This is a genomic window from Streptomyces sp. NBC_00582, from assembly GCF_036345155.1.
Taxonomy (GTDB): domain Bacteria; phylum Actinomycetota; class Actinomycetes; order Streptomycetales; family Streptomycetaceae; genus Streptomyces.
In genome coordinates, this window is sequence record NZ_CP107772.1 from 10,721,278 (window position 1) to 10,745,845 (window position 24,568).

Annotated in this window: 22 protein-coding genes and 5 pseudogenes; 13 read left to right on the forward strand and 14 right to left on the reverse strand. The window is 70.2% G+C overall.

The window, feature by feature from the left end:
• Positions 1-32 precede the first annotated feature (32 nt).
• A complete protein-coding gene (locus OG852_RS48775; protein WP_133917870.1) occupies positions 33-833 on the forward strand; it encodes an SDR family NAD(P)-dependent oxidoreductase in 801 nt (266 codons plus the stop codon).
• 471 nt (positions 834-1,304) lie between these two features.
• Entirely contained in the window at positions 1,305-1,658 is a 354-nt protein-coding gene (locus OG852_RS48780; protein ID WP_330351363.1) for an RICIN domain-containing protein, read from the forward strand.
• 518 nt (positions 1,659-2,176) lie between these two features.
• On the opposite strand, the gene OG852_RS48785 is transcribed toward OG852_RS48780, so the two are convergent.
• On the reverse strand, positions 2,177-3,376 hold the full coding sequence (locus OG852_RS48785; protein WP_330346760.1) for an acyltransferase family protein: 1,200 nt from the start codon (positions 3,374-3,376) through the stop codon (positions 2,177-2,179).
• Between the two features lie 929 nt (positions 3,377-4,305).
• Between OG852_RS48785 and OG852_RS48790 the strand changes: the two are divergent.
• From OG852_RS48790 to OG852_RS48800, 3 genes and pseudogenes are all read left to right on the forward strand, one after another.
• A pseudogene (locus tag OG852_RS48790) lies at positions 4,306-5,506 on the forward strand (IS3 family transposase).
• A gap of 50 nt (positions 5,507-5,556) precedes the next feature.
• On the forward strand, positions 5,557-5,856 hold the full coding sequence (locus tag OG852_RS48795) for a hypothetical protein (RefSeq protein WP_330346758.1): 300 nt from the start codon (positions 5,557-5,559) through the stop codon (positions 5,854-5,856).
• A 326-nt stretch (positions 5,857-6,182) separates the two neighbouring features.
• Positions 6,183-7,052: a DUF3592 domain-containing protein gene (locus OG852_RS48800; RefSeq protein WP_166663802.1), complete on the forward strand. Its 870-nt coding sequence runs from the start codon at positions 6,183-6,185 to the stop codon at positions 7,050-7,052.
• A gap of 15 nt (positions 7,053-7,067) precedes the next feature.
• On the opposite strand, the pseudogene OG852_RS51170 reads toward OG852_RS48800, so the two are convergent.
• Positions 7,068-7,151, reverse strand: a pseudogene (locus OG852_RS51170) (DUF6233 domain-containing protein); the annotation flags it as partial.
• 489 nt (positions 7,152-7,640) lie between these two features.
• Here OG852_RS51170 and OG852_RS48805 point away from each other — a divergent pair.
• Positions 7,641-7,835, forward strand: coding sequence for a hypothetical protein (locus OG852_RS48805; RefSeq protein WP_208117398.1), 195 nt, complete (start codon positions 7,641-7,643; stop codon positions 7,833-7,835).
• Positions 7,836-8,167: 332 nt separating this feature from the next.
• Here OG852_RS48805 and OG852_RS48810 read toward each other — a convergent pair whose 3' ends face one another.
• The 3 genes from OG852_RS48810 to OG852_RS48820 form a co-directional block, all read right to left on the reverse strand.
• The gene (locus tag OG852_RS48810) at positions 8,168-8,347 is read right to left on the reverse strand and encodes a hypothetical protein (protein ID WP_330346757.1); all 180 of its coding nucleotides are present in this window, start codon (positions 8,345-8,347) and stop codon (positions 8,168-8,170) included.
• Between the two features lie 124 nt (positions 8,348-8,471).
• Entirely contained in the window at positions 8,472-8,960 is a 489-nt protein-coding gene (locus OG852_RS48815; RefSeq protein ID WP_330346756.1) for a hypothetical protein, read from the reverse strand.
• 615 nt (positions 8,961-9,575) lie between these two features.
• Positions 9,576-10,520, reverse strand: coding sequence for a ribosome-inactivating family protein (locus tag OG852_RS48820; protein ID WP_330346755.1), 945 nt, complete (start codon positions 10,518-10,520; stop codon positions 9,576-9,578).
• A 453-nt stretch (positions 10,521-10,973) separates the two neighbouring features.
• On the opposite strand from OG852_RS48820, the pseudogene OG852_RS48825 reads away from it, so the two are divergent.
• Positions 10,974-11,123, forward strand: a pseudogene (locus OG852_RS48825) (LuxR C-terminal-related transcriptional regulator); the annotation flags it as partial.
• A 259-nt stretch (positions 11,124-11,382) separates the two neighbouring features.
• Here the strand turns inward: OG852_RS48825 and OG852_RS48830 are convergent.
• Positions 11,383-11,886: a MarR family winged helix-turn-helix transcriptional regulator gene (locus OG852_RS48830; protein ID WP_330346754.1), complete on the reverse strand. Its 504-nt coding sequence runs from the start codon at positions 11,884-11,886 to the stop codon at positions 11,383-11,385.
• A gap of 115 nt (positions 11,887-12,001) precedes the next feature.
• On the opposite strand from OG852_RS48830, the gene OG852_RS48835 reads away from it, so the two are divergent.
• On the forward strand, positions 12,002-12,955 hold the full coding sequence (locus OG852_RS48835) for an SMP-30/gluconolactonase/LRE family protein (RefSeq protein WP_330346753.1): 954 nt from the start codon (positions 12,002-12,004) through the stop codon (positions 12,953-12,955).
• Positions 12,956-12,990: 35 nt separating this feature from the next.
• The gene (locus OG852_RS48840) at positions 12,991-14,727 is read left to right on the forward strand and encodes a helix-turn-helix domain-containing protein (RefSeq protein WP_443064493.1); all 1,737 of its coding nucleotides are present in this window, start codon (positions 12,991-12,993) and stop codon (positions 14,725-14,727) included.
• A gap of 84 nt (positions 14,728-14,811) precedes the next feature.
• Here OG852_RS48840 and OG852_RS48845 read toward each other — a convergent pair.
• Positions 14,812-15,033: pseudogene (locus OG852_RS48845) on the reverse strand (GNAT family N-acetyltransferase); the annotation flags it as partial.
• An 810-nt stretch (positions 15,034-15,843) separates the two neighbouring features.
• A complete protein-coding gene (locus OG852_RS48850; protein WP_330346752.1) occupies positions 15,844-16,587 on the reverse strand; it encodes an SDR family oxidoreductase in 744 nt (247 codons plus the stop codon).
• A gap of 104 nt (positions 16,588-16,691) precedes the next feature.
• Here OG852_RS48850 and OG852_RS48855 point away from each other — a divergent pair, with 104 nt between their 5' ends.
• Positions 16,692-17,540, forward strand: coding sequence for a LysR family transcriptional regulator (locus OG852_RS48855; RefSeq protein ID WP_133917863.1), 849 nt, complete (start codon positions 16,692-16,694; stop codon positions 17,538-17,540).
• Between the two features lie 192 nt (positions 17,541-17,732).
• Here OG852_RS48855 and tpg read toward each other — a convergent pair whose 3' ends face one another.
• From tpg to OG852_RS48870, 3 genes are read right to left on the reverse strand one after another with little or no spacing between them, the layout of a single operon-like run.
• Complete coding sequence (gene tpg / locus OG852_RS48860; protein WP_330351362.1) at positions 17,733-18,290, reverse strand: telomere-protecting terminal protein Tpg; 558 nt, start codon at positions 18,288-18,290, stop codon at positions 17,733-17,735.
• A 5-nt stretch (positions 18,291-18,295) separates the two neighbouring features.
• Positions 18,296-20,404, reverse strand: a complete 2,109-nt coding sequence (tap, locus tag OG852_RS48865; RefSeq protein ID WP_330346751.1) for a telomere-associated protein Tap — start codon at positions 20,402-20,404, stop codon at positions 18,296-18,298.
• A 56-nt stretch (positions 20,405-20,460) separates the two neighbouring features.
• A complete protein-coding gene (locus OG852_RS48870; protein ID WP_133917309.1) occupies positions 20,461-20,679 on the reverse strand; it encodes a hypothetical protein in 219 nt (72 codons plus the stop codon).
• 80 nt (positions 20,680-20,759) lie between these two features.
• Here OG852_RS48870 and OG852_RS48875 point away from each other — a divergent pair, with 80 nt between their 5' ends.
• Positions 20,760-20,891: a hypothetical protein gene (locus OG852_RS48875; RefSeq protein WP_330346750.1), complete on the forward strand. Its 132-nt coding sequence runs from the start codon at positions 20,760-20,762 to the stop codon at positions 20,889-20,891.
• 229 nt (positions 20,892-21,120) lie between these two features.
• On the opposite strand, the gene OG852_RS48880 is transcribed toward OG852_RS48875, so the two are convergent.
• Positions 21,121-22,026 (reverse strand): GntR family transcriptional regulator, encoded by a 906-nt coding sequence (locus OG852_RS48880; RefSeq protein ID WP_133917310.1) that lies wholly within the window; start codon positions 22,024-22,026, stop codon positions 21,121-21,123.
• A 182-nt stretch (positions 22,027-22,208) separates the two neighbouring features.
• Positions 22,209-22,583 carry a hypothetical protein gene (locus tag OG852_RS48885; protein ID WP_330351361.1) on the reverse strand — a complete coding sequence of 125 codons (375 nt, stop codon included), beginning with the start codon at positions 22,581-22,583 and terminating at the stop codon, positions 22,209-22,211.
• 7 nt (positions 22,584-22,590) lie between these two features.
• On the opposite strand from OG852_RS48885, the pseudogene OG852_RS48890 reads away from it, so the two are divergent.
• Both OG852_RS48890 and OG852_RS48895 read left to right on the forward strand, forming a co-directional pair.
• Positions 22,591-23,190 (forward strand): annotated as a pseudogene (locus tag OG852_RS48890) (MobF family relaxase); the annotation flags it as partial.
• Positions 23,187-23,534 carry a hypothetical protein gene (locus tag OG852_RS48895; RefSeq protein ID WP_330346749.1) on the forward strand — a complete coding sequence of 116 codons (348 nt, stop codon included), beginning with the start codon at positions 23,187-23,189 and terminating at the stop codon, positions 23,532-23,534. The pseudogene OG852_RS48890 and the gene OG852_RS48895, both read left to right, overlap by 4 nt.
• A 524-nt stretch (positions 23,535-24,058) precedes the next feature.
• On the opposite strand, the gene OG852_RS48900 is transcribed toward OG852_RS48895, so the two are convergent.
• The gene (locus OG852_RS48900) at positions 24,059-24,511 is read right to left on the reverse strand and encodes a hypothetical protein (protein ID WP_330346748.1); all 453 of its coding nucleotides are present in this window, start codon (positions 24,509-24,511) and stop codon (positions 24,059-24,061) included.
• Between the last annotated feature and the right edge of the window lie 57 nt (positions 24,512-24,568).

Consider the following 24,568-nt stretch of genomic DNA (forward strand, 5'->3'; position numbering starts at 1 on the left):
AACTCCGACAATCCCCAGATCAAGGAACCGCCATGAGCTCGCTCCACACCCGGAAGGTCGCCGTCGTCGGCGGCACCCGAGGCATCGGCGCCGCCGTCACCTCCACCTTCGTCCGTGCCGGGCACGACGTCCTGCTGACCGGGCGCCACGTCCCGGACGTCGTCCTGGAGAAGTTCCGTGCCGAGGCGACCCGCGAGGACCAAACCGTCGAGGCGCTCGCCCTCGACTCCGCCGCGCCCGACTCGGCCGAGTGGCTCGCCGAGGCAGCCTCCTCACTGCTCGGCGGCCTCGACGTGCTGTGCCTCAACGCGGGCATCTTCCCGAACAAGCCGCTGGCGGAGATGACGTACGCCGACATCCGTGAGGTGTTCGCGGTGAACGTGGAGAGCCAGATGCTGGCCGTCGCCGCGTGTCTGCCGCTGCTGCGCGGGTCGGCGGCGGGGCGGGTCGTGCTCACCTCATCGATCACCGGGCCCGTCACCGGTTTCCCGGGGTGGAGCCACTACGCCGCGAGCAAGGCGGCCCAACTCGGCTTCATGCGCACCGCGGCTCTGGAACTCGCCCCCTACGGGATCACCGTCAACGCGGTGGCCCCCGGGAACGTCGCGACAGAAGGCCTCGACAGCATGGGCGAGGAGTACCTCGCGCAGATGACGGCGACGATCCCGCTGGGCCGCTTGGCACGGCCCCAGGAGATCGCCGACGCGGTCGAGTTCCTCGCCGGCGAGCGGGCGTCGTTCGTCACGGGCCAGGTCATCACCGTCGACGGCGGCCAGACCCTGCCGGAGTCGCCGGAGGCGGTGCTGCCGGTCACGTCGACGGCACGAACCTGACCGGCCGCCGGTCGACTATCGGCCCTGTTCCCTTGCGACGGATCCTCCAACCAGGGCTGGCTGGAGACGCACTGACCGCGCTGGCTTAAGGGTCCGAGCCCACGGCTGGGCCGCGAGTGGTCAGGCTTCCCGGGCCGGCCTGGGCAGACCCGCGCCACCACCTTTCAGCACAGTCCCCGGCCTTGACTGGGTGTTCCCAACGGCATGGGCCTCATCCGAACGCGAGGAGATCCACATGCGTACCCGCATAAGACGTCGTCTTGCCGCAGCTCTGACCGGAGTGTTACTGGCGGCGGTCGGCCCGGCGATCGCCCACGCCCAACCGTCCAGCGACGAGGTGCCCGCACCGCCGGCACACCTACTGGACGTGGGCGATGACCGCTACGGGATCCAGAACTACAAGTCCCGCAAGTACCTGCAGCCCGCGGGCGGCGTCGTCACCAATGGCGCCAAGATCGTCCAGATGCCCGAATCCCTGGGCAGTGTGACGGCGACTTCGCGGAGACGCAGAACTGGTACGTCTTCAGCGCAGGCAGCAGCTACGTCAGCCTCAAGAACGACAACTCGGGCAGGAACCTCGGCATCGACGGCGCCAGCACCACGTCCGGGGCAGCGGCCATTCAGGCCAACGGATCCAGTGACCTCAACCAGGACTGGGAGCTCATCACCAAGACGTCCTACCCCGCCGGCTGGTACGCGCTGAAGAACCGCAAGAGCGGCCTGTGCCGGGGCATCTCGGGTGCCGGCACCGCCAACGGCGCGCAGGCGGCTCAATTCGCCTGCGACGACTCGGCCAACCAGCTGTGGAAGCCCGACGACCGCTGAACGAGCAGCCTCGAAGGCGTCCCTGCGCTCCATGCCGAGCACGATGCACACCCTGGGGCCGGCCTGACGCCTGAGCTACCCCCAGCAGCCGCCGAGGCGCCCCTGACTTTCCATGGCCAGGGGTGCCGCAGCCTGCCACCAGGCTGGATGCGACCCCACCTGCCGAACAGCCGCGCGCCAACGGCTCCACACCACCCTCCCCACGAACACCCCGCTCGCCTTGACCGAAGAGTGACTCCGGGCCCCATCTGCCCGCCGCCGGGCTCCGCGATACGGCCCGTCCGGGGGCATCCTGGTCCACGCCGCCGTGACTGCTGCACGTACAGCGCCGCTCCGGCGGACATGCGGGCAACGGTCGGACCCACATGCGGGCAACCTGCTGCTGACCGACACCGGCACGGTCAGTGGGCTCCGGAGCGAAGGCCGGCCAGGGGCGGTGCCGCCCACCCTCTTCGGCAGGCAAGTCATGGCAGGCCACCGCAGATTTGCACCAGGATGGACGACAGCCGCCGGGGGGCTCACGTACCAGCCCTGTCCCATCGCTCACTCTCGCTCGCGCGAGTCTCTTCCTCCGGAAGCCGCTGACGGACCGTAGTGCTCCTGTCGGTCCAGTAAGAACGACCGAGCGCGATCATGGATTTCCACGATCTGTTCTGCTTGAAAGGTACTTCGAAGAGCCGAGAAAACACCCATGCCCCGCATAGCGAGACCGGCAGAGCCAGGATCAGCGTGAAGCAGAACGTGGGCATGCCCGGCGCTACGAAATGCGGAGCCACTCGGCGAATGACTGCCATGACGATCGGCAGATGGATCAGGTAGAGGCTGTAGGAGAAGCCACCAAGACTCCGAACGGGACGCGCGGTCAGGAACCGTATCAGCATGGCCGGTCGGCCGGTGGCAACCGCAGCAAGCAACATCGTCATAGCGGGAGCGATGGCGAGATCTATCCAGAAGTAATGGTTCACCGTCCAAACCGGACCCTTGAAAACCCCCAGAGCCAGGACAGGCGCGGCGGCCAGGACTGCGAACCATCCCCATGGCAGACGTCGCACTCTGTCCGACGCCACGACGACACCTGCGCCTATCAAACCTGCCATGAATACGGGAGCGAGATGTGGAGCGAGCCAGTTGTCGCCCTCCACGGGGGTTCCGTCCGGTGCCGCCAGCCCGCGGGAGATCACCGGAAGTGTCACGCACGCGGCCAGGACCACCGCGCCCCACCGGCGCCGGATGAACAGGAGAAGGGGAAAGAAGAGATAGAGCTCGGCCTCCACTCCGATCGACCAGAATGCGCCGTTCGGTGTCGGTGCTGTGAAAATATCCTGAGCGAGGAGCCCGTACACCAGAATCGAGGCGTTGGTAGGTGGTCCGTAATGCGAAGCAGGCACCACGGACCAGGAAATGATCAGGCTCATGACGAGCGCCGCCCAATAAGGCGGAAGAATGCGCCAGGCGCGTCGACGCAGGAACTCCGCGACACCGCCCGACCACCAGCCATGGCGTGCCGGAGAAATTGCCAGGGAGAAGCCGGAAAGTACCAGGAAGAACACGACCGCAAGGCGCCCGAACATCAGCACGTCCAGCCACTGAGGCGCCGAACTGTCGGGGTAACCCGGGAATGTGTACAACCAGCAATGGAACAGCACCACATACAACGCGGCCAAGCCGCGGAGGCCATCCAGCCCCATCACCTGCCTAGGAGTCTGTGCTCTGTCCACCCCCGTCTCCTGCCCGGCTGAGGCTGCTAAGTCGAGAGCACTGTCGAGCGAACGGCTCGAATCCACTGAAATTGTTCAACCCTTTCCCTGGCCACCGTCGCACGCCGCCGATGCCACGGCGGTGCTTGCACGGTGGAACGAGCGACGGACGCCTGCCCGTTTCCCTGGTCATACGCCGGGCGGTACAGCACCCCCGCGTTGAACTGGTACGCGGCGTCCGGCTGAGGAGTTCAACGCACAAGCCGACATGATCCGTATCTCGCCATTTCGGAACAGTGTGGTAGGGGGTCTGGCATCCCCCACAGAGCACCCCGCGACAACCGAAGCCAGGAAGAGGGCGGGTCGATGGGCGGGGGAGCATGGTGCTCCCGCCGGCACGGCGGCCGCCACTGACCCGCATCCACTCCCTCGGGTGAGCGCCGCACGGCGGTAGCACCCCCATGGACGCTACCGGCGGCGCGTCACCCCCCCTCCCAGGGTGGCCCGCCGCCTCGTGCTACCGGCCGGCTCGGCCTTGCGGTAGCTGTCTGTAGGCGACGGTGGTGTCGGGGCAGGCTTCCGTCAGTTGGGACAAGGCGTGGCGTTGGGCCGGGCCGCGGGAAGCTGCCAGCGCGGTTTGGTGGCGACGCTCACGCGTCGGCGCACTCCCGGCGGAAGGCTGCGATCGGCAGTCACTTGGGTGGCCCTTGTCGCTCTTGGAGCGGTTGCAGTTGCCCGGACAGGCGCTCGTGGACCTGGACGAGATCGCGGAGCGGGATCTCGTCCGCCAGATCGGCTCCACCCGCCAATTCCGGTTCCGCCACCCGCTGGTGCGATCAGCGGTGTATCAGGGGTCGGGTGCTGGCTGGCGGATCGAGGCCCATGGGCCTTGACCCCTGATCTTGGACACACGAGACACTGGATCCTGAGGATCTGAGAACGGACATCTCGTGGTCATGAAGAACTATCCGCCGGAGTTCAAGGCGGATGCGGTCGCGCTGTACCAGTCGCGGCCCGAGGCGACGATCAGGCAGGTCGCTGCTGATCTGGGGATCAACCCTGAGACCCTGCGGAACTGGGTCCGGGCGGCTGGAGCGAGCCGGCGCGGGGGCGGCGGGCGGAGGCGCCCGCGGAGCCGCCCACGCCGCTGGAGGCGGAGAACGCCGCTCTGCGGAAGAAGGTCCGTGAGCTGGAGGAGGAGCGCGAGATCCTGCGGAAGGCGGCGAAGTATTTCGCCGGGGAGACGCGCTGGTGAACCGCTTCCAGTTCGTCGCCGACCACCAGCGCCGTTACGGCGTGAAGCGGCTGTGCACCATCCTGGGCATCGCCCGCTCCAGCTTCTACTACTGGCGCCGGACCGCCGAGGTCCGCGCGGCCCGACAGGCAGCCGACGCCCGCCTGGCCGCACGGATACGAGCCGTGCACCGCGAGTCGGACGGCACCTACGGTGTCCCAAGGATCACCGCCGAACTCCGCGGGGACGGCGAGCGGGTCAACCACAAGCGCATTGCGCGCGTGATGCGGAGCATCAACCTGGCGGGAGTGCGGCTGCGACGCCGGCACCGCACCACGATCACGGACCCGGCTGCGGCGAAGGCACCGGACCTGATCGGCCGCGACTTCACCGCCAGTGAGCCGAACACCAAGTACGTCGGCGACATCACCTACCTCCCCGTGGACGGCGGGAAGTTCCTCTACCTGGCCACCGTCATCGACCTCGCCTCACGTCGCCTGGCCGGATGGGCCATCGCGGATCACATGCGAACCGGTCTCGTCATCGACGCCCTGGCCGCCGCCGAGCGGACCCGCGGCAGCCTCGCCGGGGCGGTCATGCACACCGACCACGGAGCCCAATACACCAGCCGGGCCTTCGCAGACGCCTGCCGCCAGGCCGGCATTCGCCAGTCCATGAGCGCGATCGGCTCCAGCGCGGACAACGCACTCGCCGAGTCCTTCAACGCGACGTTCAAACGCGAGACGCTCCAGGGCCGCAAGACCTGGTCCAGCGAGCGCGAGGCCCACCTCGACGCGTTCCGCTGGCTGCACCGCTACAACACCCGACGCCGTCATTCCAGCCTCGGACACCGCAGCCCGATCGCCTACGAAACCGCATCCCGAACAGCACCAACTACGCTGATACCAGCCGCATAGCCCGTGTCCAAGATTCGGGGTCAAGGCCCCATGGGCGGGCCGCAGACGGTTTGGCGCGGCGCGGCGCGCCACTGATCGCACGGGCCCTGCACGTCGAGCGATCGGCGCGGATCGGAGACGAACAGGCCGTCGACATCATGGTCCGGGCCGCCCGGCAGATGACGACGATCGCACCGGCCACCGCCGCGCACTGGGCCGCACAAGCCCTGCGGCTGCTCGGTGAGCAAAGCCGACTGAGGCCCGAACTGTGGCTCCAGCAGGCCGACGCGCTCGGTCTGGCCGGACGCCTGCGCGAGAGCAGGCTGCCGCCCGCGCCCGCTCCGCCGGCCGGTACACCGTGCAGGCCTTGAACGCCCTTGGTCGCCAGCCGTCGCGCAAACTTTGACAGCGGCCGCACCTCCTTGCGCTTCGGCGGCGGGGGTGCGGTCGGCGGTCTGCTGATCCAGCGCTTTGGCGGCCCACCCCCCGGCGCGTGGCCCGTGCGTCTCTTCGTTAGTCGGCCATGAAGACAGGCAGGGCGTCCGCGACCTCATCCGTGGGCCACGGAGATCGCCGGCCTGATCCGGAAGGCACAGGTGTGTGGTTCCACTGATGACTTCCGGTCCAAGCGATGGGGAAGGATTCCGCTGTGGCGGACAGAGCACGACGTCACGCGTGGCGAGGCGGGGGTCGATGGATGTCAGGAAACGCGGTATTGCTGTTGTTGGCCGCCGCCTTCGGAGCGTGGGCGCTGGTGCAGGCGGTCTGGTACGCGACCGGGTTCACCTCGGATCCGGTGGAGTACTCCGTCGACTCCCGGGTCGTGCAGGTCGATGTACCGCCTCCCGATACGGATCACAGGCACGGCCTGCCGGTGGCCGTGGCCTTCCAGGACCCCTCAAACGGGCAGGAACTGACGCTGCGAACGGCAGACGGCAAGAACGGCGCGCTGTACGCCGCCTGGGAGGGCATGCCGGTCTGGGTGCGTTTCCCGTCGGGGGAACCCTCCGCGTTCCGCGTCCAGACCCGGCCGGTCAGCCTGGGACAGCAGTTGGTCGGCGCGTTGTCGGCCGCGGTGCTCTGCGCGGCCGTCCTGCTCGTGCGTTTCACGACCGTCCAGCACCACAGCTACGGCTGGGCGCTGCTCGGCTTCGGCTATGGCCTGACCGTCCTCCTCGCGTGCGCATGCGTCGGCGCCGTCCGGCGGCAAGGACGTCGCCGGGCTCTGCTCGACGGTGCCCCGACCGTGACCGCCGAGGTCGTCTCCCTGATGCGCGAGGCCCATCACAACGAGGAGATCACCACCTACACGTACACCGCCGTCCTCGCCTTCACCACGCACGAGGGTCTGACGGTCACGGGTATCGGCCCCGCCGGCCTGACCCGCCACGACGACATCCCCGTCGGGACCCGGCTGTCCGTCCGCTACAGCCCCGAGGACCCCACGACCTTCGACTTCGCCCCGCCCCGCGGTCCCGACCCTCACCGCACGGTGATCGCGTGGATCGCCGTGACGATTGCCTGGGGAGCGATCGTCACGCTTTTCGGCATCCACGCGGTCATCTGATCAGTGACGACCTGGGTCGTAGTCGACGCCGTCGACCGGCCGCACGTGCTGCGGGGCTCGCACCCGCACCCGGTACTCCGCCGCCTCCACACCCCCGTCCGAGACGTTCCACCACTGCGGGACGGCTGATGGATCCGGTGCCGTGCCTCGGTACTCAGAGCACCCGGCCCGAGGGACGGCAGCTCCGGAATCTGTCCACAGGAAGATCGTTTTAGCGTCCTCGTCCGGCGTGGGTGTCCGCTTCAGGCGGCACCGTGACGCCCCACGCACACCCGGTACGAAGGGCGTTGGACGGCATGGCGCAGACGAAGTTCGACAAGCAGGTAGAGGAGACCGCCGAAGCGGTCGGCAACACCAGCCGAGCAGCGCCCCGCAATCCCCGCGCCGCCTGTCTCGGCGGAACTGGAGGAGGCCGCTGGCGGCCCGCAGACCGCCGCCCCGGACGACCAGGCACCGACCCCACCCGCCGAAGCGGAGACGCCCGCACACGCCGTTCTCCCCGCCCAGCCGGACGACGCCGCCGACCCGCCCGGCACCATCGCAGCGCCGTCGCCAGCGAACCGGGCCGGGGACATCGACGACCAGGCGGTGGGCCTGCGCGAGGCCGCCGAACACCACCTGCCGTACACCCTCGCCGCGCTGCGCTACGCCCGCGCCAACGACCGCACGTTCCCCGGCCCGGCCGGCAAGCGCGGCGCCGAACTCCTCTACCGCATCGGCGACCTTAAGCGCTGGGCACGCAACCGGCCCCGCGCCGCCTCCGGCACCGCCGACCTCGACTGACCGCCCCGCCCGCCCGCGGCCGCGAAAGGGGCCTGCGGTCCGGCCCGACCCCGTCGCCCTGACGAACACCCGGTGCCGAACGGGTAACCGACGGCAGCCACATGGGCAGACTCGTCGCACCGCTTGGCCGCCTTCGGGGCCGGCTCTGCTGCTGCGGTCGCTGCACCCGGACTGGTCTCCCATGGCGGTCAAGCCGGCACTGATGACCACCGCGACCACCAGGGACCACAAGGGCAGGCCGATCGCGCGCTCCAATGTCGACGGACCGGCCGCCCCGCTCGATTACGGCGCCGGACAGGTGGTCCGAACGCCGCCGACGACCCCGGTCTGGTCTACGACTCCACGTCCGCCGCCTGGACGTCGTTCAGGCGCGCCGTAGGCGACCAGCCGGTGACCGACGGCGGCGCGGACGCCTGCGTCACCGCCAGGAAGACCGATCCGAGCGACCTGAACACCCCGACGATCGCCGTGGGCGACCTCGCCGGCAAGCAGACCGTCACCCGCACGGTCACCACCATCACCACAGGACCGGCGTCTACACCGCCACGCTGCGGACACCGCCCGGCCACAAGGCGAACATCTCGCCGAGGAAGCTGGTCGTGCCCGCCGGTGGGTCGGCCACTTACAAGGTCACCTTCACCGCACCGACGCCGCCCACGGCGACTGGTCGTTCGGCCCGGTCACCTGGAGGGACGGGACCCACAAGGTCCGCGGCGCCGTCGCTCTGCGCGCCACCCGTCTGTCCGCGCCGGCCGGGATCACCGGCACGGGCGCCACCGGCTCTGCAACCCTCACCGCCCGGGCGGAGTGGAACGGCGTGCTCACCACCACTGTGAACGGCCTGTACACGGGCACGGTGAAGACCGGCACCCTGACCGGCACCGCCCCCGACTTCGCCCCCTCGCAGTCGCCGTTGCCGACCGCTGTGGCCAAGACAGAGGTCACCGTGTCCAAGGGGGCCGACCTCGCCCGCATCGCGATCCTGTCGTCGGACTTCCGCACCGACAGCACGTGGACCTGCGGGGGCTCGACAAGAACGGCAACCTGCTCTCCAACCCCACCAACGGGAACGACGAGCACGTCGGCCTCACCGAGCCCGGCACTTATGAGGTGTACGTCGTCCACTACACCCTGCCGAAGGGCGAAGGGCGTCACCGGCCACCCTGCTCACCTGGCTGATCGGAAAGGACACCGAGCCGGACCGGCCGACCACCCGTCGCACCCGCCGAGCAGCGAGTGAGCGCGGGCGCTGCCGTCAGGGCCACCGTCTCCTGGCGTGCTCTCCCGACCGGCCGGACCTACCTGGGGCTGGTCGAGTACGGGGACCGCACCAGGACCGTCGGCGGCACGCTACCGACAGTCACCTCGTCGCCCCGTGAGGAGGATCCTCGCTCGACCCCGGGCACGCGCGGCGAGCGCACGCGTGTCCGGTCCGCCACCCGTGGGGACGGGGCGGGTGCGGTGAACGACCCGGCCGCGGACTCGCCGACGTCACAGGAGACCGCGGCCGGGTCTCTTCTCCGATCCCTGTACACGGAGCCCGCCATGACCGTCGTACGCATCGCCGACCATCAGGCATGGGCATGGGTCCAGAGGCACTCTGCGGAGCTGATGACCGCAGGGTTCGGTCGCTGTCAGCTGCGGACGGTGAATGCGTCGACGATCACGCACTGACCGCCGGTCATCATGGCTTTGATGGTGTGTACCCCGGGCATGAGACCTGTCACCGAGTAGAGGTGGTCAGAGTTCGTCCTTGGGGTTGGGGTTGGGTCCGCTGTTGAGGGCGATCGCCAACAGGGCCGCGGCCTGGCGTGCGTCCGCGATGGTGGCCCCGGCGACGCTGGTGCTCGCGTCGTCGTCCGTGTGGTTGGTGCGGCCGACGAAGACATGGCTGACGCCGGCCCAGTCACGGATCAGGGAGATCTGCTGGTAGCTGTAGTTGGTCGCGATCCCGCTGTCGAGGGCGTTTGCGACGCGGTCGGCGAGGGTGCGGAATCGAGCCCCCTCCGAGATGCTGAAGATGAGGGTGAGCAGGGAACGGGCCTGGTTGGCGCGGGTCGAGTTGGGGTTGGCCAGGGCGCCGAGGGCCCCCGCCAAGGAGCCTGGTCCGATGTTGACGCTGGTCAGCGCCTGGTTCGCGACCCGGGAGAGAGCGTCGTAGCCTTCTCTGCCGACGAAGAAGTTGACGTCGGTGCTGGACTCGTTGGGGAGGCCGCTCGCGAGGTTGAGGACGTGGTTGTGGGGCGATCCAACCGTGTAAACCCGCACCACGTAGAGGTCACTGAGCCGCACCACGGCGTGCACGGCGGTGGAGAACTCCCCAGGGGCGCTGATCACGATGTCGGCGAAGCGGTTCGTCCTGGTGTTGTCCAGGATGGTGACGGTCACCCGGTTACCCCGCGTGTTGACGACTATGCCGCTTCGGCGCGCGTTGGCCGTGCTGCGGGCCAGTTCGTCCAGCTCGCTGAGCATCTGGCGGTAGGCCGCGGAGCCGCCGTCGATGTCCCAATGGATCTGCGGGAAGTTGACCTGCGCCACTTCCTGGGCGTCGATCTGGACGGCCTTGGTCGCGGGGGCCGCGCCGGCGGCGGCAAGGGAGGGGAGGCCGGACAGCGCGAGCGCGCCGACGGCAGCGCACGGAAGGATCGCCGAGAGGCCGAGGCGGCGCACGAGGCTGGAACGCATGGGTTGTTCCGATCATCGGGGGTCTGAAGAGACCGGGAGAGTTGCCCGGCCCGAGCCGGACACGGACGGCCCGACTCCACCGAGAATCTCCCGGGCGCGGTTGATCGACACCCCCCTTGACCAGGGCAATCAATCTCGTCCGCGTCGGTGAAGCCGGTCGTCACCCCCCGGTGGGCCCCGGCGCCACCCTCAGCAAGGCCCTCGCTTTCGAAGCCGGCATCCTGAAGCCAACGGCCTGCCCTGGGCCCGCGGCCCTACCCATCGCAAGGGCCGGACCTCCAGTTGGGGCCTTGACGGGGCTTCACGGTTGAGCGGTGCGGGGACACCTGCGGGCTCGGCGGGTGGTAACGCATCGTTGTCCGTAGGCATGGGTTCTGCGTCATGGGAGCTGAACGTGCTGCGGGCGACGAGCTTGATCACGAGGTGGATGCTCTCGCTCCTGGCAACGCTGTTCTCGTCGCCCGGGGCCGGTCGAACCAGGCCGTCGCCGGGCGCCTCCACCTCACCGGGGGAACGGTCAAGTCCCATCTCGCCAGGGTCTACGCCGAACTCGGTGTCGACTCACGCACCGCGGCCGTCGCCGCCGCCAACGCCCTAGCCTAAGACGGTGTCCTATGTGGTGATCGTTCGTTGGTCTGTCCATGGGGCGGGGTACGTGGAGTTGGATCACCCGCCGCAGGCACTCCGCCAACGGACACCTCAGCCCCGTCGACTACGAAACCAGCACCGGCAGGAGTCCGATAAGCTCACGCTGGCCGCATGACCACCCGAACGCGTGTCCCCTTCCACGGGGGAAGGCCCCCTCTTCAGCGTCGCTCAACAGGCCTCATCTCTCGCTGCTGGGTCGGACGTAACCCCGGCTTCAGCGTCTGCGCCAGGGCAGGCCGGCGGGATAGGCGTCTTCGTCCCCGGCCCGGGTGACGGCGTCGGTCACCGCCTCGCAGACGTCGGCGAACTGACGGATCTGTTCACGCGTGAGGTGATCGAAAACCGCCCGGCGGACAGCGGTGACATGGCCCGGTGCGGCGGTTGCGAGCAACCGGGCACCCTCGTCGGTGAGGGTGGCCAGCTGCCAGCGGGCGTCGGCGGGGTCTTCACGGCGGGTGACGCAGCCGGACTTCTCCAGCTTCGCGACCGTGTGGGAGAGGCGGCTGCGGGTGATCCGCAGAGCCTCGGCGAGCTCCGACATCCGCAGCGAACGCTCCGGCGCCTCGGACAGTCTGACCAGGACGGCGTAGTGCGCGTGCGGCAACCCCACCTCGGACTGGAGCTGCTGGTCGAGGAAGTCGTTGAGCAGGGCGGAGGCTTCCACGTACGCCCGCCAGGCTCGCTGCTCTTCTCGGTCCAGCCAGTCCGGGGTCTCCATGGGCTCAGCGTACTCGATGGTTTGAATTTTCACACAGCGCGCGTATGGTGGACATCGAATGGTTTGAAAATTAAAACCCTCTCCGATGTCCTCACCATGAACCGGAGAAGTACCCATGCACAAGCCCGCCGTGACGGCCGCCGCGATCGCCGCCCTCGTCACCTCGTCCGCCGTGGCTACCGCGCTCCCCGCCTCAGCCGCGACACCGCCAGTCTCCGCACCGCACGTCGTCGCCCATCTCGACCTGAAGGGAGGCCAGCAGCCGGAGAACATCACCCTGCTCCCGGACGGCTCGTCCGTGGTGACCTTCGCACTTTCCCGGCGGATCGCGCACATCACCACCGACGGCACGGTCCACGTCCTCGCCACCCTGCCCGCGCCCGCCGCGGGCTCGACCACCCCGGTCCTGACGTCCCCGTTCCTGGGCGGGATAGTGCGCGCCGCCGACGGCACCTTCTACTTCAACTACGCCACCGGCTCCGCCGACCTCACCGGCGTCTGGAAGCTGCGCCTCGGCCACACTCCGCACCGCATCGCCGCGCTCCCGGCCGACGGCCTGCCCAACGGCCTCGCCCTGGACAGCGGACACCTCTACGCAGCCGACTCGGTACGCGGCACCATCTGGCGCGTCCCCCTGCGTGGCGGCTCCGCCACCGCCTGGTCCGTCGGCACCGCACTCGCCCCGACCGGCGGCTTCCTCGGCGCCAACGGCATCAAGGTCCACCGGGGCGCGGTGTGGGTCTCCAACTCCGACCAGGGCACCGTGCTGCGCATCCCCGTCGGCCACCACGGCAAGGCGAGCAAGGCCCACGTCGTCGCCCGGGACCTGCCGGTGATCGACGACTTCGCCTTCACCGGCCGCGGCGACACCCTCCTCGCAGCCCTCGATCGCCCCAACGAGGTGGCCCTCGTCAAGGAGGACCGCACCCACACCATCGTCCTCAACGGCCAGGACGGACTGCAGAGCCCGACCTCCATCGCGGTACGCGGCAACACCTTCCTCGTCGCCAACGCCGCCTACAACACCAACAAGGACCCCAACCTGCTTCAGGCGAAGCTCACCCGCTGAGCTGGGTTTCCCCACGTGTATGGAGGTATGTGTCCGTGGGACGTCCGGAACGACCGCTGGATCCGACCGCCGGTCCCGTTCAGCGGCTCGCCCACGAGATGCGGAAGCTGCGCAGAGCCGCCGGAAGCCCCTCGTACCGAGTGATGGCGAAGGCGGTGGGTTTCTCGGCGAGCACCCTGTCCCAGGCCGCCGCCGGTGCGCGGATGCCGTCTCTCGTCGTCCTCCAGGGGTACGTACGCGCCTGCGGGGGCGATCCGGGGGAGTGGGAGGTGCGCTGGAAGGAGGCCGAGGCGGAGACGCACCAGGTCCCCGCCGAGGAGGTGGACGACGTGCCCGCGCCGTATCGCGGGCTCGCCCGGTTCGAGCCGGAGGACCGGCATTCATTCTTCGGGCGGGAACGCGTGGCCGACCGGGTCGGCGAGCTGGTACGCGGGCACCGGTTCGCGGTGTTGTTCGGGTCCTCCGGCAGCGGAAAGTCCTCGCTGCTGCGGGCCGGCTTGATCCCGCGGCTGCAGGAGGAGATTGCCGCGCGCGCCTGCCCGGTGACGCTGCGGATCCTGACTCCGGGGCCGACGCCCGCCACGACCTACGGCCACCTCCTCGCTCCGGCCGACGACGAGCCGGAGAGCTGGGTCGTGGTGGACCAGTTCGAGGAGGTCTTCACCCTCTGCCTCGATCCGCGGGAGCGCGCCCGTTTCCTGGACATGCTGCTCGCCGCCCGCGACCCCGCCGTCCGGCTGCGCGTGCTCGTCGCCGTACGCGCCGACTTCTACGCCCGCTGTGCCGAGCACCGGGGCCTGGCGGAGGCCCTGCGCGGCGCCGGGCTGCGGCTCGACCCGATGACGGCGGAGGAGCTGCAGAAGGCGGTGGTCGGACCGGCCCGGGCGGCCGGGTACATGGTCGAGCGGGCGCTGACGGCCCGCCTGGTCGATGAGACGCTGGACGAGCCCGGCGGACTGCCGATGCTCTCGCACGTCCTGCTGGAGACCTGGCGCCGCCGCAAGGGCCGCATGCTCACCCTCGCCGGCTACGAGGCAGCCGGCGGGGTGCACGGCGCGATCGCCGAGACCGCCGAGGAGGTCTACGGAGGTCTGTCACCGGACCAGGCCCGTGCCGCGCGGCATCTGGTGTTGCGGATGGTCGAACCGGGCCAGGGCACCCCCGACACCCGGCGCCCCCTCACCCGTGGCGAACTGGACGCGTGGGCCGACCTGGATGTACCGGTGGTGGTGGAGCGGCTGACCCGGGCCCGGCTGCTGACCGCCGACGAGGACATGGTGCAGCTCGCCCATGAGGCGCTCATCACCGGCTGGCCCCGGCTGCACGGCTGGATCGAGGAGGACCGCGAACGCCTGCGCCACCACCGGATGCTGGCGGACGCCGCCCGCACCTGGCGGGAGCACGACCGCGACCCGGGCGCCCTGTACCGGGGCACCCGGCTGGCCCGCGCCGAGGAACTCTTCCCGGACCACGGGAGCGACCCCGCGCTGACCGAGCCGGAGCGGGACTTCCTCACCGCCGCCCTGGACGTCCGCGAGGCGGAGCGCCGGGCCGCCGCCCGCATCAGCCGCAGGCACCGGATCCTCACCGTGGCGCTGTTCGCCGTCCTCGCCGTCACACTGCTGGCGGCCTTCGGCGGCTGGTACGAGTACGAAACCAACCAGCGCCAGCTTGACCCCGGCCGCAGTGTAGGTGTGGCAGACGGCGGACGTGATCTGGCCGGTGGTCATGCGTGTCGTGACGGGGATGCCGACGGAGCGGGCGAACTCTAGTGGCCAGTGTCTTGGCCGTGGCGCCGGGCGGCACCAGCACGTAGGCGACGGGCACGCTGTCGTCGCTGGCGTGGACGCGGCGGCCAGATTGTCCAACCCCAGCTCGACCAAGCGGAAGACGCGTCGGTAGCCGGCTCCGAGCAGAAGCGCTGCGGCCTCCTGTTTGGAGGCCGCGGCGTTCGCGCCGATCACTGCCGTCCAAGCAGTTCCATGCTGCCTGACAAGCTGGCGGATCCGCTGCTCGGCCCAGCTCAGCAGGGCTGAGCCAATGCCCTGGCCACGATGTTCGGGCAGGAGGTAACCGCGGTCATGAAACCAACCTCTCCGGGCTCACCCCCGCGGGTGCGGGGATCAGGTCATTTCCGCATTCGAGCCCTGGATATGGGATGGACCATCTCCGCGCGTGCGGAGAGCAGCGAGTGGAAGGCCCCCCCACCGCGGCGACAGCAAGAACGGCAATCCGTCAGGCAGACCCGCCTCGTCCAGCCACTCCTCCAGACCGTCTGGAAGCCCTTGAAGCCCTGACACGACAGACTCCGGCTGCACGACATCACGCGAAGTGAAATGCACTGTCCAAGCCGGCTCCCGCATACCTGGCGCCCTCTCCCCGTCTGAACACAACCCGCCTGGCGGAGCTGATGACCGCTTGTGCACGGCAGGTCAGTGACCGCCGCAGGTCTCCCAGCCAAGCCGGGCGCGACTGCCTCCCCGGCAAATCCGGCAAACGCGCCATCAGCGAAGAGCAGATGCATCAGCATGAAGGGCTGTCTCTTTCCCTCATGCCGGCTGCGCCGGGCGCACTGGCCGACGAGGTGGCCGCCCCCGGTCGCCAACCCGCGCGCACTCGCCCCTGAAGCGCTCAGCCACAGATGTGCCGCAGCTCGACAGTTGTCACCGGCGAAGCCGAACAGACTGGCAGAAAGGCCGGTCAAAGCAGCCTGGTTGTCAACTGCAAGGCAGGCTACTTGTCACAGACGCTCGGTGCCTTTTGATCCCTCACCTCGTGGTCCGTCGCCGCCGGCTCGAGCTCGACGGCCGTACCGACATGGCGTGACGGCGCCGGTCACGAAGACGCGCATGCGCCATCTCCCCGGGGCGGCGCGAGCCGGAAGCGCGTCACCAGGGCACCTCTCCCTCGTCGTCGAAGAAGCGGCCCGTCGGCCCGTCGGCCGATACGGTGGCCAGCCGGATCGCGGCGGCTGCGCCCTGCTGGGGAGTGCGCACTCCCAGGAAGCCGTTGAGGTCGGTCGCCGTGAAGCCGGGGCAGACGGCGTTGATCAGGATGTGGGTGTCGGCCAGCTCCTTGGCGTACTGCACGGTCACGGCGTTGAGGAACGTCTTCGACGGAGGGTAGGCGATGGCGATGGGGCCGATCTCGGCGCCAGGCGTGGTCTGGAGCGTGAGGGAGCCGACGCTGCTGGAGACGTTCACGATCCGCGGCGACGGCGAGCGGCGCAGCAGTGGCAGCAGGGCGTTGGTGACACGGATGACGCCGATCACGTTGGTCTCCACGGCCGCCCGTACCCGGTTCACGTCGACCGTGGTGGGCTCCTGTGGGCCGCCGCCGGTGATCCCCGCGTTGTTGACGAGCGCGTCGAGCCGCCCGGCCCGCTCCTCCATCAGCCGAGCCGCTGCTGTCACGCTCGCGTCGTCGGTCACATCCAGCGGCACGCCGAACGCATCGGCTCCGGCCGCGCGCAGCTTGTCCACAGCGGCTTCGCGCCGCTCCTCGTTCCGCGCGCCGATTCCGACGGACCAGCCGAGGGCGCCGAGCCCGGCGGCGATCTCGTACCCGATGCCCTTGTTGGCCCCGGTCACCAGCGCGACCTTGTGGTGGTTCACGGTGTTCGTCTCACTCATGACATCGATACTTCTCCCCCGCCGGGCAGGGCGTCCAAGACCGACTGGGTGGACGGCGATACCGCCCGGGTATCGCTCCTGGCCGGCACGGTTAGGCTGGCGGGGTGGAGACACGTGAGCTGCGGTACTTCGTCGCGGTCGCCGAAGAGCTGCACTTCGGCCGAGCCGCGCAGCGGCTCGGGATCGCCCAGCCCCCGCTGTCGCGGGCGATCGGCGGGCTCGAACGGCGCCTGGGTACCCTCCTGCTGGAGCGCGGCAGCCGGGGTGTCACCCTGACCGGGGCAGGGGCGGTGCTGCTGCGGGAGGCGCGGGCGGCGCTGGACGCCGTCGAGGCCGCCGAACGGCGCACCCGCCGGGCCGCCCTCGCCGCGACCGGCCGCCCCGCCGTGGTCCTGGCCGCGAAGGCGGGCGCCTCCGGTGAACTGCTGGCGAAACTCCTCGACGCCTACGCCGCCGAGCCCGGCGCCGTCGCCGTGGACGTCGTGCTGTGCGGGCCGGGCGAGCAGGCACGGTTGCTGCACGACGGCCGGGCCGACGTAGCCCTGCTGCATCGGCCGTTCGACGACACGGCCGGCCTCGACACCGAGGACCTGCACTCCGAGGGTCAGGTCGCGATCCTCCCGGCGGGCCACCCTCTCAGTGCCCGCCCCCACGTGCGGCTCGCCGAGGTCACCGACCTTCCCGACCTGCCCCTGCCCCGCTGGCCTCGCCCTGACGGCACCTTCCCGGACGGCCCCGGACCGCAGGTGCGCGACCACACGCAACTCACCCAGCTCATCGCCCTCGGCCGCGCCTGCGCGGTCGTCCCGGAGTCTGGCCGCACCGGCCTGCGCGAGGGCCTCACCGCCGTACCGGTCCCCAACGCCCCCCACGTCACCACGGTCATCGCCTGGCCCCCACACAGCCGCTCAACGGCGGTCGCGGGGCTGGTCCGCACCGCCACTGCCCTGTGACCGACGGCGGTGAACGCCGGGACACCGTGCTGGATCTCGGGGACAGCGTCCGGTCCGCCATCACCGGTGTTGGCGGAACCGCGCCCCTGGCACAACCAGGCTCCGACACAAAGTGACAACAAGCCTGCCTTGGTGACACCTATCGCGCCTCGGCTCAGACGAGCAGGTCCGGGCTCCCGGTCGCTGCCGGGGTCAGTAGTCGAGGTCGAGGTAGTCGATGTCGTTGAGGGTGACGTCGGAGAGTCCCAGGGCGCGGGCTCCGCCGTCTTGGAAGTAGATGTCTTTGAGTCCTTCGGCGATGATCTGGCGCATCTGCTCGTCGCCGGCGCCTGTGTCACGGGCGTTGAACAGGCGCTGTGCGTAGGTGGGGGGCAGGTGGACGGTGAGCCGTCGGAATCTTCCGTCGTCGGTGGTGCCGATGGGTGCGGTGTAGCCGAACCTGGCCCTCGTCTCCACCGTGATGCCCGTGGTGGTGGCGGCCTGCTTGCGGCGGCGTCTGCGTACCCGGGGCTGCCAGCGCGCCCGTACGGCCGCGTCGATTTGTTCGGCGATGGCGCGTGGCGGGTGTTTGCGTTCGCCCTTGCGGTAGCGCTCCACCGACCGCTGGCTGACCCCGATCTCCGCCGCGACGGCTTTGGTCGTCTTGAGCTGCTTCATCAGGAAGTTGATGCGTGCCTGGAGTGTCTTGGGCGGCTGGCGGGTGAAGCCCTCCCGGTCGGCGCGTTCGATGGCGTCGTCGATCTCTCCCACCACGCCTACTCGCCTTCCTCGAGGACGGCGTCGCCGCCTTTGATGTGGCGGGCCGGGTTGTAGCCCTGTTCCATGAGGTCGACCGCCCAGAGCATCGTCTGGACGCCTTCCAGCTTCGCCAGGCCGGGCGTGGGCCCGAGGCGAAACCCGCCGGGCTGCGGCTTGCCGGAGGCGGCGTAGGGGAGGAAGTCGAGCGGGCTGTCGCCGGGTGAGGGGTAGACGACGCAGTCGGAGAGCACGGCGAGCGGGTACAGGCCCGTCATCGTGGCCATGTTGCGCAGTTTGCGGTGCATGTTGACCCGGGCCTTGGAGATGACGGCGGCGCGGATGTCGGGCCGCCAGGTCGGCCGCTGAAGGGCCGGCCACCGCTCGCCCTCCTTGTACTTCCTGCCCTGGGGGCGTTCGCGGAGCTTGCCGATGCCGCCCTTGACCGTGGCCTTGATCGCGGCCAGCACCGCTGCCATGGCCGGGTCGACGTCCTTGTGCCGCTCCATCGCCGCCAGAAACTCCGCGTCCGTGAGCTCCTTGGTGACGCCGAGGTCGGCGAGGGTGTCGACGTAGGCGGCCTTGAGCCGGTCGTGCCACGGGTCCAGGTACGCGCCGGTCTCACGGCGCAGGTACCCCTCGACGGGCTGGACGTTGAAGCCGAGCTCCTGCGCGTAGGCGACGGTGTGTGTCTGGTACCAGGCCGGGCCGGTCGGCCGGGCGCCGTCCGGGGTGAAGGGCGAGGGCAGACGCGGGTCCACCTCGACGTGGGACAGGTCGACCAGCCAGCTTCCGGGGATCTTCGGGTTGAAGGCCGGAGCGTGGAAGTGGTCGGGGGCGGACAGGCCCACGACCAGGCGGGCCGCGGCGGCAAGGAACGCGGTGTTGAGGTCCAGACCGACCGCGTACGGCAGCGTGCACTCCTCATCGGTGAGCAGGCTGACGTCGCGCACCCACTGGTAGGCCTCCTCGTTCAGGAAGCCGCCGGTCCAGCCGCTGTCGACGACGACGGGGTGCTCGGGGGTGGCTTCCGGTGGCGCGGGGTCCATCGGCTCCGTGCCAAGGGAGCCGGGGTTGTGGCCGGGCACCCAGTTGCCGGTGGCGGGGTCCTGCACGGCGCGAGTGGGTGGCCGCAGCGCCGTCATTAGCTCAAGGCCCGATACGGCTGCGGAGCCGCGCGGGGTGATGACCCGCTGCGCGTACATACCCAGGACGCGGGCGACGTCGGCCGGCTCCATCTCGGCCACGTCGGGCCAGGACCGTTCATCGAGGGCGTCCCAGGTCAGGATCGCCAGCTGCACGCACTGCCGCTCACGTCCCTGGGCTTTGCGGTAGATCCTTGCCCAGGGTCCGAACCCGCGCTGGGTGAGCCGCCATTTCGCTTTCACCACCTGCTTGACCACCGGATGGTCTTCCGCAAGGCGCAGGGAGCGGCGTTGCTCGTGGCCTTCCAGGCGCTCGGGGAGGCCGAGTTTCACGGCGGCCGCGGCGGTGAGGACGATCAACGGGTCGCTGTCCTTGCCGTACCGGTTGAGCTTCGGCGCTCCGAGGCCTGACTCGCGCAGCGTCCACTCCACCAGCTCCACCACCGTGGTCGCCGGGCAGTCCAGCACGATCCCGTCCACGCCGTACGCGCAGCCGTCACCGTCCAGGACCGCGAGGGGCCCGTGCGGGAAGCGCGGGTCGGCCGCCGGCTGCGCCGCTTTCTTCGTGGCCGGACGCCGCGATGTCACAGCGGGCCGGATGGCGGGGCGCGCCGGCGCCGCAGCCGCAACGGCGGGAGCCTGCGGGACATCTGCCGTCTCCACCCTGGACGCGGCCGGTTCGGTGGACGCCGCGGGCGCCGTTGCACCAACCGAGGCTGCCGGAGCTGCGCCGGGGGCGGGGTACTTCGCCGCCCACCCGTTCAGCAGCCGCTGGTAGGCGTCCAGGCGCGGTGATTTCGGCTCGCTGCGGCCGTTCTCCCAGTTCTTCACCGACTGGGTCGTGGTCTTCAACGCGGTGGCGAGGCGGGCCTGGGTGATGCCGGCGGCCTCACGCAGCCGGGCACGCTCCGCCGGAGGCGGCAGACGCGGCTCCTCGTTCAGCAGAGCGTCGACGGACGCGAACAGCTCTTCCTCAGACGCCATGACCCTGCACCCTCACTCCAGGCAAGCATTGCTTAACCACAAACTTATCCCGTTCCCTAGCTTTCCAGGGCCCATTCCAGCCCTAGCGCGGCGAGTGCAGAGAGCGCCAGGCCGGCGGTCACGAGGCTGCCAGCGGCGACGGCGGTGACGAAGAGCAGGGGCTTGCCGAGGTGGTCGGCGGCGAGAAAGCCTCCGTGGGGGACGGCCATGGTGGCGCCGAAGGTCACGGTCAGCACGCCGGTGATGGCGCCGCCCGCCATGGTGGCCGGGATCACCCGCAGGCTCCTTCGGGGCGGCCGACCGCGCCGAGCAGCCAGGCCACCTTGCCGTAGCTGTGTTTGCAGGGGTGAACAGCTTGCGGCGGACCACGGCGGCCAGTGCCATGCCCAGCGGCGGGACCATGCTGGCGGCCACCACCACGGCCATGAAGGTCAGGCGGGTCGGGCTGGGGACGGCTGAGGAGATGCCCGCGACGGTGAAGCCGTAGGCGATCTTGTGGATGGCCCTGCCGAGGTCGCAGCAGACCATCAGGCCGAGGACCAGGCCGAGCAGGAGGTGGCCACACACATCACAGGTCACAGCCGGATCCTGTCATGCAACTCCACACCCGCCGTCGGCAGCGAGTCTTCGACCGAACCGCATTTCGTTAGGGGTTCCATAATCAAGCGGTCTGGCAAGAGCATGACGAGGGAGCTTGGCCGAGTGCCTGGAGCCGTTCAAGGCGGAGTTTCTCGCAGTGGTACGCCGCAGCTTGACCTGACGTCGCAGGTCACAGCCTGAAGCGCTCTGTCCGGGGGCTGGGGGTGGATGAACAGGCCTTCGTGTGTGCCTGCCGGGCAGGTGATCAGAAGCTTCCGGTCGTGCAGCGGTTGGATGGCGTGGAGGACGGTGAGGTAGCTGACGGTGAACTCGTGGGCGAGTGCGGCGTGGCTGGGGACGGGGTGGCCGGTGGCGTAGGTGCCGTCGGTGATCCGTTCCATGATGACGGACGTGATGCGGGTGGTGTCGGCCGGGTCGGGGTGCGGAATCGGCCAGGTCTCCTGCTTTCCCTGCCGTGTTTGTACGCGGACAGCCAGCTCTGTGGGCCAGTTGTGGGGGTCCATGACCACCGTTCCTCGGCCGTAGACCGTGAGGAGAAGGCCGGCGGTCTCCACGCGGGTGATGGCGGCAGTGATCGCGTCGGTGGGCATGTCGAGGTGGTGGGCGAGGGCGCGCAGGGACGGGAGGACGGTGCTGAGTGCGTAGGTGCCGTCGTTGATGCGGGAGCGGAGCGCGATCTCCGCTGCGGTGGTGCGCGGTCCGGGGTGTCCTTGTTTGTCTGGCCTGTGGCTGCGTAGGTCGACTCCGCCCTCTTCGAGGAGAGTCTTCACAGTCCCGGCCGTTCGGCGGATCGCTCGGGCGATTTCGCGGATGCTGCCTCCGTGGTGGTAGGCCTCGGCTACAGCCGCGCGGTACTGCTTCCTGGTGGTGCCCCGGAGTTCGGTGGTCTTGGGGTAGATGGGGAGTTCCTTGAGTGGCCGGCGCCACTGCGGGTCGGCGATGACCGGTGGCTGCTGCGCCGACCCGCCGGGCGGGAGGACAGCGGCGTGCTTGCTGCCCTCGCTGGCCTGGGTCGTGTTCACCTTCTGTCCTTCCCCTTGGGTGCGAGGCGGGGTTTCGTGCCGGTGCTGTGCCAGGGCCGGGGCGGTCCCGAGATCGCGCGGTCGCTGCTGTGCGGTGAGGCGGGGTGGTGTCCCGGTGCCGGGTCGGCCGGTGGAGGGGAGGGGCAGCGGCCCGGCAGCGGGAGTGCGAGGGGGCGGGGAGGTCAGGTGCGGCCGATGCCTTGAGCGAGGTCGGCGTCGGTGATCAGGCGCCGGTGGCGCAGGATCTGGTCGCGCATGGCGTGTGTGTAGTGGGCTACGACGAGCTCGCCGAACGCCTTTACGGGGATGCTGCTGCCGGAGAAGTGGGCTGTGGCTTCGGCGAGGTCGGCGGCTACGGGGGGCGCCTGGGTGGCGGTGTAGGAGTTGCCGGTGCACGGTGCGGGCAGTTGGGGGTCGTCGGTGAAGCCGTGGACGATGGAGGCGCATACCGCGGCGAGCACGAGGTAGGGGTTGGCGTCGGCTCCGGCGAGGCGGATTTCCAGGCGCGTGTTCTCACCGTGGCTGGTGACGCGGGTGGCGCAGGTGCGGTTGTCGATGCCCCAGGTGCTCGCCGAAGCCCGCCGGCACCTCTCCTACGTCCTGCGCGGCCGGCCTCACCAGGCGGGCCTGGACGACCAGATCGTGCAGGCGGTCGTCGACGACTACACCCGCCCCGTCGGGCGCGGCCTGAAGATGACCGCCGACCTGCGCGCCCTGTACCCGCGCGACACCGAGGACCAGGCCGTGCTGCGCCCGCTGACCCGCAACCGCACCGCGCGCCCGTACGAGCGGGCCCGCCTCGCCGCCGGCGCCCTGGCCGCCCGGGTCAACGCAGCGCGGCGTGCGGAGCGCCTGGGCTCCCGCACCCGGCCGCAGACCGTCGCCGTACCCGCCGCCTCGAGGTTGCACCCGCGGCCGTTCCGCTCCGGCCCGGAGGACGACCACCTCCTGGAGCCGGAGACCGGCGTCGACACGGTGGAGCAGACCCGCCGGACCTTCGAAGCCGCCGCCCGGCTGGCCGCCAAGCTCCAGGACGGCAAGCGCGAGCGCGCTGTCACCCACGGCCCACGGCCCCAGCCCGCCCCGGCGACGGCCCCGCAGCCGCACACCCAGCAGTCCGGCACCCAGCACACACCGGGCCGGACCACAGGAGGAGTCGCATGAGCACCCCGGAAGAACGCCCCAACCCCGACGACGCACTCGCACGCGCCCACGCGGCCCGCGCGAAGATGGCCGCCGCGCTCAACGAGGACCAGGAGCCCGAGCCCGATGAGCCCCTGGGATGGCAGCCGGTCTGGAAGCGCCCCCGGAAGCCGAAGTCCAAGGCCGCGAAGAAGCAGGAGCTGCGCAAGCAGCGGCGGCGACTCCAGGACGCCGGGAAGCGCCGTCTCGCCGCCTCGCAGTCGCGCCGGCCCCGCTCCCGGCAGAACCGGATCGGCAACGCGGCCGCGCGCCGCGATGCCCGCGCCCTGGCCCGAGTGCGGCACTCCACCGCCTGGCTGTGGTGACGATGCCGGGCATCGTCCACCGAGTGGAGTCCACTCGGTGTCGTGCATCCAGTGGCGATGCACGACATCGGGTGGACTCCACTCCGGTGCGCTGGATGACGATGGACGCCACCGTGGTGCGCATCGCGATGGAGGCCACCGCACCACCCGACGATGCCGGGCACCCTCGCGCGCGCCCGGTGCGCCGCACTCGATGTCCCGCACCGCACCGGTGCGCCCACCGCCGACCGCCCTCTTGACCAGGTGCGGCCGGACGCGCGTGACCCCTTGACCAGCTCCGCTCCACCCCCTTGACCAGGTCTGCTACCGAGGACGATTCCCCTTGACACAGCCCGTTTCGGCTGACGATCAGGCCGTGGTCAAGGGGGTGTGTGATAGAGGAGCCCGCCCGGTCGTGGCGCGCGCCCGGTGCCGGGCGGCGATGCCGGTGGCGCGGTGCGGTGCGGCGATGCGGTGGACCGCACCACGGTGGTGCGGTGGTGCGATGTGCGCCGCACCGCACCACCGCCGTCCCGGAGGCGCGGCTACACGGTGGTGCGGTGCGCCGGGGATGCCTCCATTGCCTGCCTTATCCCCGCGGCCTCCAGTTGGCGCAGGACGTCGGCGACGTCGCCCTGGTCCTCGGTGAGGATGTTCTCTGCGAAGCGGACGATGGTCTGGGCGATGCCCGGCGGGAAGGCCAGGCAGGCGCCGTCGCCGTCGCGCAGGACCTCCAGCAGCAGTCGCCCGAGCGCCGCGGCCAGGAAGGAGTGCGCGCACGGCTCCCCGTCGCAGTCGTCCACGGCGGTGACGGGGATGAAGACGCGCGCGGCGACGTCCAGGAGCAGCTGGCGCAGCTCCGGGCCTATGTTGTTGGCGACCGCGCCGGCGGTGTCGATGTCGCGGGCCTGCAACGCCCGGATGTAGGCGAACGCGCCGGCGACATCGTCCGGGTGCATCGGGGTCAACGGCTCGGTGGTGGTGTTCTTCTTGGGCATGACGGCTCCGTAAGTTGTTGGCTGGCCCGGGAGGGCTGGATGCGGCTGATGACGGCT

What these genes read in the sequence shown, in the direction of transcription:
- OG852_RS48835 (WP_330346753.1), top strand. Translation starts at nt 12,002, where the DNA reads ATGCACAAGCCCGCCGTGACGGCCGCCGCGATCGCCGCCCTCGTCACC.
- OG852_RS48900 (WP_330346748.1), bottom strand. Translation starts at nt 24,511, where the DNA reads ATGCCCAAGAAGAACACCACCACCGAGCCGTTGACCCCGATGCACCCG.
- tap (WP_330346751.1), bottom strand. Translation starts at nt 20,404, where the DNA reads ATGGCGTCTGAGGAAGAGCTGTTCGCGTCCGTCGACGCTCTGCTGAAC.
- OG852_RS48775 (WP_133917870.1), top strand. Translation starts at nt 33, where the DNA reads ATGAGCTCGCTCCACACCCGGAAGGTCGCCGTCGTCGGCGGCACCCGA.
- OG852_RS48895 (WP_330346749.1), top strand. Translation starts at nt 23,187, where the DNA reads ATGAGCACCCCGGAAGAACGCCCCAACCCCGACGACGCACTCGCACGC.
- OG852_RS48820 (WP_330346755.1), bottom strand. Translation starts at nt 10,520, where the DNA reads ATGCGTTCCAGCCTCGTGCGCCGCCTCGGCCTCTCGGCGATCCTTCCG.
- OG852_RS48830 (WP_330346754.1), bottom strand. Translation starts at nt 11,886, where the DNA reads ATGGAGACCCCGGACTGGCTGGACCGAGAAGAGCAGCGAGCCTGGCGG.
- OG852_RS48800 (WP_166663802.1), top strand. Translation starts at nt 6,183, where the DNA reads ATGTCAGGAAACGCGGTATTGCTGTTGTTGGCCGCCGCCTTCGGAGCG.
- OG852_RS48850 (WP_330346752.1), bottom strand. Translation starts at nt 16,587, where the DNA reads ATGAGTGAGACGAACACCGTGAACCACCACAAGGTCGCGCTGGTGACC.